Here is a 14,510-nt window from a genome sequence, read left to right as displayed (position 1 = left end):
CATGAACAAAAAAGGACGCTTAGCGCCCTTTAAATATCAATTCTTTTAATTAAATGTTCTACTTTTTCATGAGGAAAAATGAACAGTTAGTTATTAGACTAGGTATAACTTATCTGTATTTAACTTCTTTAGCTCGATATTTTTCGAACCAAGCCATAATATTACCGATTTTTTGAATTAAGTTGCTTGGTCTTCTAGCGATGCCATGACCAGCTTTTTTAATTTTTACCATTGCCGAGTCTACCTGTTGTAGCTGCAGTGCTTGGTAATATTGCTCGGTCTCACTCATAGGCGTACGATAATCAAATTCGCCAGTTAATAACATAGTTGGCGTTTTCACATTACCGACTAATGAAAGCGGTGAATGCTCCCATAAATGACCAGCATTGTCCCAAGGCATGCCAGGCATCCAATATTGAGTAAAATAAGAATACCCATCAGCGGTTAAACTAAAGCTCATCCAGTTAATTACCGGCTTAGCAACAACTGCAGCTTTAAAGCGATTTGTTTTACCAATAATCCACGCTGTTAACGTACCGCCGCCTGAGCCACCAGTAACAAATAATTGCTCTTGATCAACGTAACCTTCTTCTATTACACCATCGACTACATCCATCAAATCGTTATAGTCATTCGACGGGTAGTTATGGTGAATCAAGTTGGCAAAATCTTCACCGTACGATGTACTGCCGCGAGGGTTAGACCAAACAACGACATACCCTTGCGCTGCCATCAATTGTACTTCCATTGAAAAATTTGGACCGTAAGCAGCATGTGGGCCGCCATGAATTTCAAGGATCAGTGGGTATTTTTTTGCCGGGTCAAAGTTAGGTGGCAATGCTACCCAAGCTTCAATTGATTTTTCATCTAAACTGGAAATAACCGTTAAACTTCTGACTTTTGCCATGGTTTTATGAGCAAATAAGTCTTCATTTAACGCGGTCAATTTTTTCACTTCACCTTTGGTATTAACAACCGCTAAATCGGCTGGTCGATTTGGATTACCTTGGGTAAACACTACTCTACCATCACCTACCGCTTGATAGTCACCAGATGTGTATGGTCTACCTAGAGACTGGCCACCAAGTTTGGTTTTCATTTTAGTTAACTTGCCGGTTAAATCGACAAAGCCAAGTTGTTGCTGACCATGATCATCAAATGAAAAATATAAACCTTTACTGTCTTGGCTCCATTGAATATTACCAACTGAACGATCAAGTGTTGGCGTTAAATCTACACTATTTTTGCCATCAATAGTCATCACGCTTAAATGTGCATTTTGACTACTTAATTTTTTATCCTCAAAGCCTAAGTAAGCAATATGTTTACCATCAGGGCTGATTAATGGTTGTCTATCTGGACCTTGGCGGCTAGTTAGTTGGGTAAAGGTTCCATCTGCAACATTAATTGCGTAAACGTCAGATTCTCTCGGTCTTAGTTGCCAGTTTTCATGTCTGTCAGCATCGATAATAATTTGCTTCCCATCTTTGCTCCAGTTTATTGGACCGCCATGATGGAAGTTACCTGAGCTAATTTGTCTAGGGCTGCCACCATCACTTGGAACTACATAAATATGACCATAACCCGGCTCAACATAACCACCGCCGTCTTCACGATAATTGGTAGTATCTATATAAGTTGCAGTGCCAGCCCAGGTCGCGCCATTCGGCTTTTTAGGCATGTCTTTAAATAGTGATTTTCCTTTGCTTGGAGTAAACATTGAAAATGCAATTTGCTTACCATCAGGGGACCAAGCAATAGAACCAGGAGAATTTTGTAAATTAGTTACTCTGGCTGTTTGGCCAGTGTCTAACCAGCGAACATACAGCTGATTTGAGCCATCAAGGGCTGAGGTATAAGCTAATCGCTTACCGTCAGGTGAAAACGAAGGAGAGCGAAAACTTTCTTTACCTGAAAGTAATGGACGGTGGTTGCTACCATCTAAGTTCACTTGCCATAAACTGCTGCGAGTTTTATCGCCCATAATGTCCATAGAACGACGTTCATAAATGACTGTTTTTTTATTCGGGTGAACTTGTGGTGAAGCGGCATATTCAAGTTCGAAGACATCTTTATAATCAACGACTTCAGCAGCATTTATACTACCGGTAATTGCTAAACCAATTAGCATTAATAAATTATTTTTCAACGATTTATTTCTAAACTTCCATTTCATAATTTTGCCTTATAATTATCTAAATCAGATACTTAAAAAAAACAGCTAAGTACTTTATAAACGTACTTTAGCTTATAGAAAAGCATTAGTATACAAACTAGGGTGACATTAAGTTAAGCATTGAATATGCTGTTGTTAACCAGACTATACAATAGAGGTGTTAATGAAATTAATCATGCGCAGCGAATTTGATAATTTGCGCCTTAATGGTAAACACAGCTATGAGGTTGATACCAATACTGATAAACAGGTAGTCAAAATATACTGCGGTGAAACCTTAATTGCTAAAAAGATCACTCAAAAAAAGTCAATTCGTTATTTTGGCATTAAGGGCTATAAAAGCTACCTTGTGGAAGAGTAGCTTTTATATTTTTTACCGACTATTTATTTTGGCGCTTCGTTATCAAACGCCGACTTTCTTAATAACTCATGAAAATACTGAATACTCATAATGTAATTTTCAATGCTGATATGTTCATCGATACCATGCACAATTTTCATTGTTTCTGGGGTAACACGCATCATTAAAAATCGATATACCGAGTCAGTTAGCGGATAAAAGTATTTTGAATCTGTACCTCCCATTACTAAATATGGTGCAACCAGCGCATCGTTAGCAAATTCTCGTATAGTTTGAGAGATCAATTTATAACCGAGGCTCTCTGTGCTTGATACTTTTGACGGGTTATTGGCCATAAACACTTCATAGCTGATCCGGTCATCATTAATTACTGATTTTACATATTCCAATACAGTATCGGTTGTCTCGCCCGGTAAAATTCTAAAGTTAGCCACTGCACTTGCTTTAGTCGGAAGTATATTTGATTTACTGCTGCCCTTTAGCATGGTTACTGCCGTTGTCGTTCGAACTCCAGCTGCGGTTCTTTGTTCTTTCAACATTTGATCTAAAATTAATGGTTCTGTTAACCACTGATTTGCCATCACAAACCGTGTGCCTAAATCAGAATGACTACCAACCGCATCAAAAGTAATATTGGTATACTTTACCGTTGCCGGAAACTTGTTTTCTTCTAATTTTACGATCGCTTGGGCTAAAATTCCTGGGCCAGTATTTTCAGGAGGCATTGAAGAGTGTCCGCCTGGCCTTTCGGCAATTAGGCGAATATTCATAAAGCCTTTTTCGGCAATGCCAATAATAGCTAATGGTTGATCAACTATATTGATCATACCTTCAGTAATTAACCCACCTTCATCAAGAACAAACTCAAAACTTACACCTTGTTGTTGAAAGTATTCGGCTACTTTTTTAGCGCCTTGGCTGCCACCAATTTCCTCATCATGACCAAAGGCAAAATAAAGCGTACGTTTGGGCGGTACACCCTGCTTTAACGTTAACTCCATTGCCTCCATTAATGCCATTACCGTAGATTTATCATCAATGGCACCACGCCCCCAAATTTTGCCATCTGCTACTGTTCCAGAAAATGGTGCATGACTCCATTTATCAAGGGTGTCTTGGTCAACGGGAACAACATCCATATGGCCCATATATAAAATCGGCTTTAAGCTTTCATCTGTTCCTGCAAACTTATAAACAAGACTGTAATTATTAATAATCTCCCGACTTGAGAAACTGTGCACTGCAGGAAAACTATCAATTAAGTGCTGATGAAATGCCAAGAAAGGCTCTGGTGTTACAGGAGCAGGGTAATCGTTGGATATCGTAGCAATTTGAATAGCCTTGGAGAATGTATCTACCGCTTTATTAACATCCACAGTAACTTTTTGTGTTTCAGTCGACGGGTAATATTGGCTATCTGTATATAAAGTATTGGCTCTATATAAGCCAACAGCGATAACAACTACGAATAAACCACCTACTATTTTAACCAGTGTTTTCATTATTATTCTCAATTAGTTAACACAAATTTAATCAACATTAACACATACGAATTAGAACACAAAAATAGCTTATTTCTGTTGAAATAATTGATATGATGTTTTTAGGAGACTAATAAGAATAAAAAATTTTAAAAGGATAATTACTTTGAAAAAGAGATTAATTGCAACAGCTGTTGTTTCAGGTTTGTTGGTTGCACCGTACTTTTCCGGAAAACTGGCTCAAACAGAAATGGAAAGCATGCTAGCAAAAATGCAAAACCTGCCGAATGCGACAGTAAGCATTGAAAATTATCAACGTGGTTGGTTTAACTCAACAGCCGATATTGTTGCCACGATTACGCAAGATATTGACACTCAGGTAGAGCCATTCCAATTCACATTAACGTCAAAACAAACCATGCAACATGGACCAATTTTATGGCAATCTAATGGTTTGGGTTTGGGCTTAGTCGATATTAGTTACGACTTCGATATTGCTCACAACCAAACTGAGCCGTTAGAATTTAGTCATACCTTTAGTAAAGATAAACTGGAAAGTTATGTTCGAATTGGTTTTAGTGGCGCCATGACATCTTCAATGTATTTAAAACCATTTCAAGTAACAACAAACGAAGGTACTTTTGATATTCATGCGATGAACGTGGATTCGATAATGACAAAAGATGGTCATTTGCAGTTTTCAGGTGAGTGGCAAGGTCTGGAGTTTAGCGAGTTTAGTGAAAAGATTTTATCCGTTGGTAAAATGCAGTTCTCTGCAGATCAACAAGTGGTACGAGGTGACATACTTAGTTATAACGCACTTACCGTTGGCGATAGCAACTTTACCCTAGCCAGTCTTGATGTTTTAGGGCCGACAGACGCCGAAAAAGTCAGCATGGAAAACCTGAGCGTACTATCTACCAGCCATGAAAAAGATGGTTTAATGTACGCCGATGCAAATATTGAAGTAGCTAATATCAATGCAATTGGGCAACAATTTAAAGACTTCGCTTATTTGGTCAGCTTCAATAAATTAGACTTAGATGTTTATCAAGAATTTCAAAATATATTGATGAGTAATAACGCTCAGCAAGATCCAAACCTGATGACTATGGAAATTCAGGCATTATTACCAAAGCTGTTAGCCGCAGGTCCAGAGCTTAAAATTAAAAAATTTGGCATGCAGACTGAGCAAGGTGAAATCGACAGTCAGTTAAACATTGAGTTTGATCAAGACTTGTTAGATGCCAATAATCCAATGAGTATAGTAATGGCTCTTAAAGCTGACGCTAACGGTAAAGCACCGGTGGCATTTTTCAATGCTATTGGCATGCAGCAAAACATTGAAACATTAATTTTGCAAAACATGTTGGTTACTGATGAAACTGAAGTAACGTTTGATTTTACCTTTGCCAATGGTCAGGCACTAATTAATGGTATGCCAATTCCATTAGGTTAATTTTAAAGGGTTGAACTCTGAAGTTACAAATCTAAAGCCGTCCGTGGCGATTTGCATTACTTCTTCCCTGAAGTAAAAAAAGCCGTATTAACATCGTTAATACGGCTTTTTAAATGGGTCGCTTTATTATTTTTGTATTTTAATTTTTATTGATTAGCGCTTTGCCTTACAGGCTTTTCTACTTCCCCGAACTCTTTACTACAACTAGCCTTGAACTACATCTTGGTTAATTTGACCGAAGATAGATTGACCATTTGCATCAAACATTTCAATTTGAATATTGTCACCAAAGCTCATAAACGGTGTGCTTGGTTGACCATTTTCAATCGTTTCAATCATGCGGATTTCAGCAATACAACTGTAACCAACACCACCTTCAGTAACTGGCTTACCAGGACCGTCGTTTAACTTATTAGACACAGTACCTGAACCAATTACAGTACCCGCCGCTAATGGACGAGTTTTGGCTGCATGAGCGATTAACTGACCAAAGTGGAAAGTCATATCGATACCTGCATCAGGGTTACCAAATAATTCGTTGTTGTAACGTGAACATAGAGGTAACGCTAATTTACCGTTATTCCATGCACTGCCTAACTCTTTTGGCGTAACACATACTGGGCTAAATGCACTTGAAGGTTTAGATTGGAAGAAACCAAAGCCTTTCGCTAATTCGCCTGGAATTAAACCACGTAATGATACATCGTTAACTATCATTACTAATTTAATGTGGTTAAGCGCATCATCACTGCTAACACCCATAGGTACGTCGCCAGTAATTACTGCAACTTCGGCTTCAAAATCGATACCGAAACCATCAGTTTGTGGCATTAAGATTGGAGAGCGTGGTGCAAGAAACGTATCTGAACCACCTTGATACATTAATGGATCAGTCCAAAATGTAGCTGGCATTTCAGCATTACGCGCTTTGCGTACTAATTCAACGTGGTTAACATAAGCGCTACCATCAGCCCATTGATAAGCTCTTGGTAATGGTGAGTGACACGCTGTTTGATCAAATTCAACACCTTCAACGGCGCCTGATTCTAATGCTTCAAAACGTGCTTCTAACTGCGCTTCAATTGTTGCCCAATCGTCTAATGCTGCTTGCATTGTTGGAGCTATGTCAGTGGCACTAACCATTTTAGTAAGAGCGCTGTTTACAACATATAGTTGGCCATCGCGACCTGATTTAATACTTGCTAATTTCATTATTTATCACCTAGAAAACTTTTTTCATCAAAGTCAGCACCATTGTGCAGCCATGCCGCATGATTTGGTGCTTTTTTAGTTATTGCCCATTCATCTAACATGGCAGGTGCAACACGTTTTAATTCTGACATCATACCTGGTTTAGCCGTTTGTGCGGCAAGCTCCATACGATGACCATTTGGATCAAAAAAGTAAATTGATTTAAAGATAGTATGGTTAACCGGACCCAGTACTTCAATACCTGCGTCTTCCAACTTTGTTTTAGTTGCTAATAACTCATCCATCGATTCTACTTCAAAGGCAATATGCTGTACCCATTCAGGAGTATTAACATCACGCCCCATTTTAGGAGAGTTCGGTAATTCAAAGAACGCCAATACATTGCCCTGACCTGCATCTAAAAACACATGCATGTATGGGTCTGGTGCCTTAGTTGATGGTACTTCATTTTCAGCAATTGCCAATTGAAAATCCATGCCTAACATATCACGGTAAAATTCTACCGTTTCTTTGGCATCATTGCAGCGATACGCTACATGATGAATACGTTTAATAGCCATAACTACCTCTTACGCGTCTTTACCAATTACACCACGTTCAATTTGATCGCGTTCAATTGATTCAAATAATGCTTTAAAGTTACCTTCACCAAAACCTTCATCTTCTTTACGTTGAATAAACTCGAAGAAAACTGGTCCTAGTAAAGTATCAGAGAAAATTTGTAATAATAAACGTGGCTTACCGTCGCCAGTTGTACCATCGACTAAGATGCCGCGTGGTTGTAACTGATCGATTGGTTCACCATGACCTGGAAGACGGTCTTCCAACATATCATAGTAAGTACCTGGAGGAGCTGTCATAAACTTAATGCCTTGCGCTTTAAGTTTGTCCCAACAAGCAACAATGTCATCACACGCAAATGCAATGTGCTGAATACCTTCACCGTTGTACTTCATTAGGTATTCTTCAATTTGGCCACCGCCACCAGCTTCTTCGTTTAATGGAATACGAATTTTTCCATCAGGTGCTGTCATCGCTTTCGATGTTAAGCCTGTGTATTCACCTTTGATATCGAAGTAACGGATTTCACGGAAGTTGAATAAGTTCTCGTAGTATTCAGCCCAGTAAGCCATACGACCACGGTAAACGTTATGAGTTAAGTGATCTAACGTGTGGAAACCACAACCTTCAGGATGACGGTCAACACCTTCAATCCAGTCAAAATCAATATCATAAATAGTGTTTGTACCTTCATATCTATCGATTAGATATAAAGTAGCGCCACCAATACCTTTAATTGCAGGTAAACGTAATTCCATTGGACCCGTTGTTACTTCAACAGGTTGTGCGCCTTGTTCTATAGCACGAGCGTATGCTGCTTTAGCATCTTTAACACGAAATGCCATACCACACGCTGACGGACCATGCTCTTGGGCATAGTAATCTGCATGGCTCTTTGGCTCATAGTTACTGATTAAGTTAATGTCGCCTTGGCGCCATAATTCAACTTGCTTTGATTTGTGCTTGGCAACCAGGGTGAAACCCATAGATTCAAATACAGGCTCTAAAATGCCACGCGCTGGTGCAGTAAATTCAACAAATTCAAAGCCGTCTAGGCCCATTGGGTTTTCAAATAAATCAGTCATGTTCTCTCCGCTACTACAAGCACCCTTGCGTTGCTCGTATTTATTTATATGTTATGATTAGTTACAGATGAAACTATTTTAGTTGCATCCGTAACTAATTACAATCAAGGCAGGTATTATGACCTCAGCAAATGATGGCACTTTATCTTTACAACAATTTTTACCTTATCGCTTGTCTGCCTTAGCCAACCGTATTTCCCAGTCGTTAGCAGTTAAATATAGCAAACAATATGGCATTAGCGTGCAGGAGTGGCGTATTTTAGCGGCGCTTGGTGAAGAAACTAAACTTTCGGCTGTAGGCATCACAAACCGCATAGCCATGGATAAAGTAGCCGTATCGCGAGCGGTGAAAAGATTGATTGAAAAAGACTTAATAATTAAACACTTAGACGACAACGATCAACGCAGTCATGAATTATCCTTGTCAGCACAAGGTGTTGATATATACCAAAAGCTTGTGCCTATTGCATTAAAACATGAACAGCAAGTCACAGCTAATCTCACAAAAAAAGAAAAGGAAAGCTTACTTAAGTTGTTAAGTAAGCTTGATAATGCGCCGCTATAACAGTTATTTTTCCATGTAAAGTAAACGCTACACTAACTATTGACTGCCCATTTTCTACCCCAAACAACAGTCAATTATTAGTGGTACTAAGGTGCTAAATACCTTTTGTGAGTTATTAGTTAAAATTTACCTTATTTATTTTAATAAGGTAAAAATTGATGACGTTAACAGGCAAAGTTTCATTAATAACCGGCTCCACAAGTGGTATTGGATTAGCAACGGCTCATGTACTTGCTGAACAGGGCGTAAACCTAGTATTGCATGGCTTAGCTAGCGATGATGAGGGTAATAAATTAGCCAAGCAATTTGAACAAAATTATGGCATTGAAACCCTATTTGATAATACCGACTTAAGAAATGAGTCAGCGTTAATTGCCTTTATGGATAAAGCCATTGAGAAGATGGGAACAATTGATATTCTGATCAACAATGCCGGCATACAGCACACCGAAAGTATTGAGACGTACCCAACGAATAAATGGAATGATATTGTTGCAATCAATCTCAGCGCAGCGTTTCACACCATGCAAAAATCTATACCTAAAATGCGAGAGCAGCGCTGGGGCCGAATCGTTAACATTGCTTCCGTGCATGGCTTAGTTGCCTCAGTTAATAAATCAGCTTATTGCGCTGCCAAGCACGGTATTATTGGGTTAACCAAGGTAGCTGCATTAGAGTGTGCTGAACATGGCATTACTGTTAATGCGATTTGTCCTGGTTGGGTAGACACGCCTCTTATAAACAAACAAATAAATGCCATGGCTGGTAATGACAAATTAACCGTAGAACAGGCAAAACATAAACTAATCACTGCCAAACAAGCACTGCCGGAAATGACTGACCCATTGCAAGTAGGTGAATTAGTTTTGTTTTTATGCAGTAATACTGCCCGTACGATTACTGGCTCATCAATACCTATTGATGGCGCCTGGACAGCTCAGTAATCATTTCTTATGTTAAAGAGTTAATCAAATGATGTTGAACCGGGTTGAGTAATAAACAATCGCAATAACTCAATAACAGATGTTTAGTTTATCCTACCGGTTTAGCAAACAAGCTGATAAACAGTAAAATAGCAGACAGAACAACTAATGCTAATTTCCAGTAACGGTTACTCGCCACAGAAAGTGCAACAAGGCACTGAATAAAATAATACAAAGCAAAAGAACGAGATGCCAATGCAATCACTTCAAATGTATCTACCGACCAAGTTAATGCAATAGCACCAATGCCGACTAATATATAGCCATGTGCCTGTGTTAAAACTCCCTTACTCATTTCAGCCATACTGCCAGAGGCAGCAAGAGTGTCGGCAACAGCGGCAGAAAATTGACTCAATGCAGCAGCTAACACCAAAGGTGTAACCAACAGTACTGATACCGTAGCAATTAAGTCGATTAAACTGTGATCATTATACTGACCATTTAAAGTATGAACGACAGGCAAAGCCAAGGCGACAAAGCATATATACACCAGTGTAGATATGATTTGAGACCAACGAGACGTTTTTATCCGTAAACTGGCATCGTATTCCTGCCCTAAATAGCGACTGGTTTCAAATCCTTGCACCACAATTAATGTACCGGCAAGAATAGTTAGCACCTGCCAAGTAGACTGTTCGACCCAAGTGGGCATGGTAAAAGAAGACTGCTGTTGCCAAATAGAAAGGTCAAAATCAGCCAAGGCTACACACAAAACAACAATAACCAATAATGTTACATACAGTGCCCAAGTTTCAAGTTTTTCTAATGGTTTCAACCCTTTGATCAATCCAATCAAAGTGATACAAATAACGATTAGTGTGGTTAATATGTCTTCATTTAAGTGGCTATCATAACCAATTGCGGTTAATACAAATGCCGACAAAATGTGTAAGTACAAACACACTGAAATGATGTATGCCAGCACTAAGGCGAGATCTGATACTCGTTGAAAAAGAAATGTCGATTTAGCGGGTGCGTTAACTAAACTAGGCTCTACATATTTGATGTTATAGCGAATCACTTCACCCACTATAAACGCGAGTATACAGACTACGAACATTGCATAAACAGAGTAGAATGCTACCGCGCCTGCCAATATTGGCACTATGACTAAAAAGCCACTGCCAAAAATAGAAGCAAGCGGCGTACTGATTGCCCCAATGAATTTTTTCAATTTAGTCGATTAATTTTGTGAATTTAGCCGTGCTACCTAATGTTTCTGCATCTTTCACAATATGTGCAAGTAATCGATCAATCGTTGGGCTTCCAGCCGCTGGTGCTGTACCAGAATGTTCCGCTGAAAATACATAACCTTGCACAGTTTCTCCAGCACTGTCTGTACCTTGTGCCAATAACGCAGTTAGCTCTATGGTGTCTTGATCTACCCCCCACTGCACTTTTGAACCATAACCTAATTTAGGTGACGATAATTCCTTAATGTCTTGCGGATTAAATTCTGATTTCATTGCCGCCATCATCAGTCGCTTAGCAATCACTTCTGAAATAACGTATACATGCCCCGCGCCTTCTCCTTTGCTATCAACGGAGCTAACCGTGCCAGTACAAGCAAGTAAAGATATAGATAACAGCAATAAGCCAATAGATTTAAATAAGTTTTTCATAATGTTCCCTGTAATTTTAAAGCGGTAGTCTTGTGCGTAAAATAATTTAAAGTTTATTCACAAAGAGCACGCACTTTTACCATAGCATGATCAATTTCAGCATCTGTAGTTGCCGATAGCACTGATTTTCTCGCCTCTTTACATTGTCGAGCTTGGGCTTGCTGTTGCTCAATCACTTCATCAGCAGATAGAGCTTTATGATCTGTTTGCAGGCAAAAAGTAGAAGATACCGCCCTTACGTTTGTATGGTCATTATCAGTTTCGATAGCAACACATCTACCTTCACCAATGCCTCCCTCTTCCATGGCTATTTTCTTAATATCTTCATTTACTTCTATTGTGTATAAAAATACTCTTCTATCGCCCTCCATCAGAGACGTGATAACAAACCCAGCTGCAGCACCGTCTAAAGTTGCCTGGGTGTTATTACCAATCGCCATTCCTAACGCGCCGCCAATGATCGTATTTTGTAATATGTCAGAATCGGCAGTAGTAATTAATACCGACTTCACGTTGCCATAGCTGATTTGGTGCTGATCATTTGCAAAAGCTTTACTGGATAATAAAAGGGTTAAAATTGGAATCGACACTAATTGGATAAACCTGTTCATATACTATCTTTATTTTTAAATGGCTTGGTAGCCCTGTAAGGAACCGACAAGTTTGTAATAAATGTTAATAAAGTATAGAAAGAAATTCAGATTAGGCTAGGCAAGTAAAGCAACAAATCTATATAACATTTAAGTACTATTATGATGTGGATAAAAATTTGGCTATCGACTGGTAAGTTTTCTGGCATTCCTCTGCGACTAAAGAATGCAATAACATATAGGCATGTATCATGCCTTCAAAATGCACATATTCAACCGCAACACCTGCATTTTCGAGAGCTTTACCATACGCAATTCCTTCATCTTTTAGCGGATCACAACCACCAGTGAACAGTAATGTGGACGGCATAAAGTTGTTAAAACTGCCATGTAAAGGTGATGCCGCTTTGACAAACTCATGGTTATTACAATTTTCTTGAAAGTATTGTTCGAAATACCACGTAATCTTATCTTGTTCGAGTAAAAAACCATGACCATTTTCCTGCATAGACTGGCTAGTCATGGTGTAATCGACACTGGGATAAATTAATATTTGTTTATCAATTTTTATATCTGCATTGGTTAAGCTTTGCTGAGCTAATGTGGTGCAGATAGCACCACCGGCACTATCGCCAATAATATAGACTTGATCACTGTAAGACATACCCTTTAATAATTCTTTATAGCGAATAAGAACTTGTTGGCAATCATCAATGCCAGCAGGGTAAGGGTGTTCAGGCGCTAGGCGATATTCAACACAAATAACAATACATTGGCACATGCTTGCTAAATTTCGGCTAATAGGATCATACAAGTCTACGCTGCCGCACATATGCCCACCACCATGGTAATGAATAAGTACGGGTAATTCTTGCTCTGGTGCAGGGTTGTATATTGTTACCGGAATATCTCGGTCTTGCGCATGTAAATGCTCAGTTTTCACCTGAGCAAGTTGTGGACCTGATGGAATAAACGCGGATAAATTATTTAAATTGATCCGAGTTTGGATAGGCGTAAAAGTAACATTGTTAGCTTTTGCTTCAGCAATTGCGGCATTTACTTGTTCTAGAAAATCCTCCAGTTTAGGCGAGACCACTCCTCTCATTATGCTGTTTCCTTAGGTTGATTGGTTTCAGGTAAGAAAAAACTCCCAATGAAAAACGTACTACTGATCAACGTAATAAGTATGAATGCGACAGTAAAATCGCCATTATTGGCGTCGACCATTTTACCAAATATCCATAACACTATGGTCGAGAATAAATAGCTAATCGACCAAAATAAACTAAAGACCACGGTAATTTTCTGCGGAGTCATTTTTGGTAACTCATGCGGTAAGGTGACTAAGGCTGTAACAGGGAAGAAAATAAAAAAGCCTAAGGTAATTGCTGATAATGTTTGCACAAATTCTGACGTACTAAACGACAGCCCAATAATAGTGATCACCATAATTAAACCAGACCAACGAATGACAGGCACTCTATTCGGGAATTTTTTACTGTAAATAATACCTGCTAATGTACCGACAATACCAAAGCCAATCACCCATTTACTTTGACTGATGCCTGCCTTCGGATAAAAGGTAAACAAACAAATATAAAAGGCTAATAAACCTGAATAAGTAAATGCATAAGCCCAGTTAAATTTATCCTTAAGGCCATCAACATACGTATAATGAGCATCGGCTTGTTGAGTATCTTCAGTACTCGCCGGAGTTGAACTTTTTGTAGGTTCAAAATGCACAAACAACCAAGTTATTGCTAGCACTAAACTGGCAATAGAGAATATTAATAAGCTGTTTTGCCATCCTCCAGTCACCTCGTTAATATCCAGCATAGTCCACAAAATAATTGCGGTACCTACATTAAACGCGACCGCATTTATACCATTTACGGTTGGCCGTTGCTGGGCATCAAACCAATTCATTACGATGGGGTTAAAGTACACTATCATTAACGCCCCGCCCAAGCCCATTAAGAACCGACTTGCTAATAAAACTTCATAATTACCGGCAAAGGGAGTAATGATACCAACAGCCGTTAAGATGCATGCCATAAAAAATGCGTATTTAATGCCTAATTTACTCGCTAGCCAAGCAGCCATAAATGTGCCGACAATTTTTGCCAAGGTTACTGAACCACTGATAAAACTCGCTGAAGCAAAACTATCTACCTGCATTGCCTGCATAATTTGGCTCATACTGGCAGTTCCACCTACCCAAGCCATAGCAAATAAAACATAGCTAATAAAAACAATGCCTTCGACGATATATTTGTTACTAATTTGCATATATGCTAATTTCAAAATAAAGAATAATTACTGTTCAGAGTACCTTAAGACTCGATAGAAATAAGTACTACCTTAGTGCACTACTCGTAAAGTACTGACGTGTTATTCTGCTTATAAAAATTATAA

14 protein-coding genes are annotated in these 14,510 nt (G+C 38.9%); 4 read left to right on the top strand and 10 right to left on the bottom strand.

Annotated features, from left to right (window positions below; all coding sequences use genetic code 11):
- Positions 1-109: 109 nt before the first annotated feature.
- A complete protein-coding gene (locus RI845_RS01125) occupies positions 110-2,176 on the bottom strand; it encodes a S9 family peptidase (protein ID WP_348387919.1) in 2,067 nt (688 codons plus the stop codon).
- Between the two features lie 163 nt (positions 2,177-2,339).
- Here RI845_RS01125 and RI845_RS01120 point away from each other — a divergent pair, with 163 nt between their 5' ends.
- Positions 2,340-2,537, top strand: a complete 198-nt coding sequence (locus tag RI845_RS01120) for a hypothetical protein (protein ID WP_348387918.1) — start codon at positions 2,340-2,342, stop codon at positions 2,535-2,537.
- Between the two features lie 23 nt (positions 2,538-2,560).
- On the opposite strand, the gene RI845_RS01115 is transcribed toward RI845_RS01120, so the two are convergent.
- A complete protein-coding gene (locus RI845_RS01115) occupies positions 2,561-4,039 on the bottom strand; it encodes a M20 family peptidase (RefSeq protein ID WP_348387917.1) in 1,479 nt (492 codons plus the stop codon).
- Positions 4,040-4,184: 145 nt separating this feature from the next.
- Between RI845_RS01115 and RI845_RS01110 the strand changes: the two genes are divergently transcribed.
- Positions 4,185-5,477: a YdgA family protein gene (locus tag RI845_RS01110; RefSeq protein WP_348387916.1), complete on the top strand. Its 1,293-nt coding sequence runs from the start codon at positions 4,185-4,187 to the stop codon at positions 5,475-5,477.
- A gap of 204 nt (positions 5,478-5,681) precedes the next feature.
- Here RI845_RS01110 and RI845_RS01105 read toward each other — a convergent pair whose 3' ends face one another.
- The 3 genes from RI845_RS01105 to hppD are packed head-to-tail and all read right to left on the bottom strand — an operon-like array spanning position 5,682 to position 8,335.
- Positions 5,682-6,689: a fumarylacetoacetate hydrolase family protein gene (locus RI845_RS01105; protein WP_348387915.1), complete on the bottom strand. Its 1,008-nt coding sequence runs from the start codon at positions 6,687-6,689 to the stop codon at positions 5,682-5,684.
- Complete coding sequence (locus RI845_RS01100) at positions 6,689-7,249, bottom strand: VOC family protein (RefSeq protein ID WP_348387914.1); 561 nt, start codon at positions 7,247-7,249, stop codon at positions 6,689-6,691. The genes RI845_RS01105 and RI845_RS01100 overlap by 1 nt, the downstream gene beginning before the upstream one ends.
- 9 nt (positions 7,250-7,258) lie before the next feature.
- On the bottom strand, positions 7,259-8,335 hold the full coding sequence (gene hppD, locus RI845_RS01095; protein WP_348387913.1) for a 4-hydroxyphenylpyruvate dioxygenase: 1,077 nt from the start codon (positions 8,333-8,335) through the stop codon (positions 7,259-7,261).
- A gap of 118 nt (positions 8,336-8,453) precedes the next feature.
- Here hppD and RI845_RS01090 point away from each other — a divergent pair, with 118 nt between their 5' ends.
- Positions 8,454-8,900 (top strand): MarR family winged helix-turn-helix transcriptional regulator, encoded by a 447-nt coding sequence (locus RI845_RS01090; RefSeq protein ID WP_348387912.1) that lies wholly within the window; start codon positions 8,454-8,456, stop codon positions 8,898-8,900.
- A gap of 158 nt (positions 8,901-9,058) precedes the next feature.
- Positions 9,059-9,844 carry a 3-hydroxybutyrate dehydrogenase gene (locus RI845_RS01085; RefSeq protein ID WP_348387911.1) on the top strand — a complete coding sequence of 262 codons (786 nt, stop codon included), beginning with the start codon at positions 9,059-9,061 and terminating at the stop codon, positions 9,842-9,844.
- An 88-nt stretch (positions 9,845-9,932) separates the two neighbouring features.
- Here RI845_RS01085 and RI845_RS01080 read toward each other — a convergent pair whose 3' ends face one another.
- The 5 genes from RI845_RS01080 to RI845_RS01060 all read right to left on the bottom strand — a co-directional run bounded on the left by RI845_RS01080 (position 9,933) and on the right by RI845_RS01060 (position 14,384).
- A complete protein-coding gene (locus RI845_RS01080) occupies positions 9,933-11,057 on the bottom strand; it encodes an APC family permease (protein WP_348387910.1) in 1,125 nt (374 codons plus the stop codon).
- Position 11,058: 1 nt separating this feature from the next.
- On the bottom strand, positions 11,059-11,505 hold the full coding sequence (locus RI845_RS01075) for a hypothetical protein (protein ID WP_348387909.1): 447 nt from the start codon (positions 11,503-11,505) through the stop codon (positions 11,059-11,061).
- A gap of 53 nt (positions 11,506-11,558) precedes the next feature.
- Positions 11,559-12,116: a hypothetical protein gene (locus tag RI845_RS01070; protein ID WP_348387908.1), complete on the bottom strand. Its 558-nt coding sequence runs from the start codon at positions 12,114-12,116 to the stop codon at positions 11,559-11,561.
- Between the two features lie 139 nt (positions 12,117-12,255).
- Entirely contained in the window at positions 12,256-13,200 is a 945-nt protein-coding gene (locus RI845_RS01065; protein ID WP_348387907.1) for an alpha/beta hydrolase, read from the bottom strand.
- Complete coding sequence (locus RI845_RS01060; RefSeq protein WP_348387906.1) at positions 13,200-14,384, bottom strand: MFS transporter; 1,185 nt, start codon at positions 14,382-14,384, stop codon at positions 13,200-13,202. Before RI845_RS01060 ends, RI845_RS01065 begins: the two co-directional genes overlap by 1 nt.
- Positions 14,385-14,510: the final 126 nt, after the last annotated feature.

The organism is Thalassotalea nanhaiensis, from assembly GCF_031583575.1.
Classification (GTDB): Bacteria; Pseudomonadota; Gammaproteobacteria; order Enterobacterales; family Alteromonadaceae; genus Thalassotalea_A; species Thalassotalea_A nanhaiensis.
The sequence above is the reverse complement of the archived record's forward strand: the minus strand, read 5'-3'. Positions and strand labels throughout refer to the sequence as shown.

Excerpts from the sequence above, each read along its gene's own strand:
- RI845_RS01125 (WP_348387919.1), bottom strand. The coding sequence starts at position 2,176 with ATGAAATGGAAGTTTAGAAATAAATCGTTGAAAAATAATTTATTAATG.
- RI845_RS01120 (WP_348387918.1), top strand. The coding sequence starts at position 2,340 with ATGAAATTAATCATGCGCAGCGAATTTGATAATTTGCGCCTTAATGGT.
- RI845_RS01115 (WP_348387917.1), bottom strand. The coding sequence starts at position 4,039 with ATGAAAACACTGGTTAAAATAGTAGGTGGTTTATTCGTAGTTGTTATC.
- RI845_RS01105 (WP_348387915.1), bottom strand. The coding sequence starts at position 6,689 with ATGAAATTAGCAAGTATTAAATCAGGTCGCGATGGCCAACTATATGTT.
- RI845_RS01100 (WP_348387914.1), bottom strand. The coding sequence starts at position 7,249 with ATGGCTATTAAACGTATTCATCATGTAGCGTATCGCTGCAATGATGCC.
- hppD (WP_348387913.1), bottom strand. The coding sequence starts at position 8,335 with ATGACTGATTTATTTGAAAACCCAATGGGCCTAGACGGCTTTGAATTT.
- RI845_RS01090 (WP_348387912.1), top strand. The coding sequence starts at position 8,454 with ATGACCTCAGCAAATGATGGCACTTTATCTTTACAACAATTTTTACCT.
- RI845_RS01085 (WP_348387911.1), top strand. The coding sequence starts at position 9,059 with ATGACGTTAACAGGCAAAGTTTCATTAATAACCGGCTCCACAAGTGGT.
- RI845_RS01075 (WP_348387909.1), bottom strand. The coding sequence starts at position 11,505 with ATGAAAAACTTATTTAAATCTATTGGCTTATTGCTGTTATCTATATCT.
- RI845_RS01070 (WP_348387908.1), bottom strand. The coding sequence starts at position 12,116 with ATGAACAGGTTTATCCAATTAGTGTCGATTCCAATTTTAACCCTTTTA.
- RI845_RS01065 (WP_348387907.1), bottom strand. The coding sequence starts at position 13,200 with ATGAGAGGAGTGGTCTCGCCTAAACTGGAGGATTTTCTAGAACAAGTA.
- RI845_RS01060 (WP_348387906.1), bottom strand. The coding sequence starts at position 14,384 with ATGCAAATTAGTAACAAATATATCGTCGAAGGCATTGTTTTTATTAGC.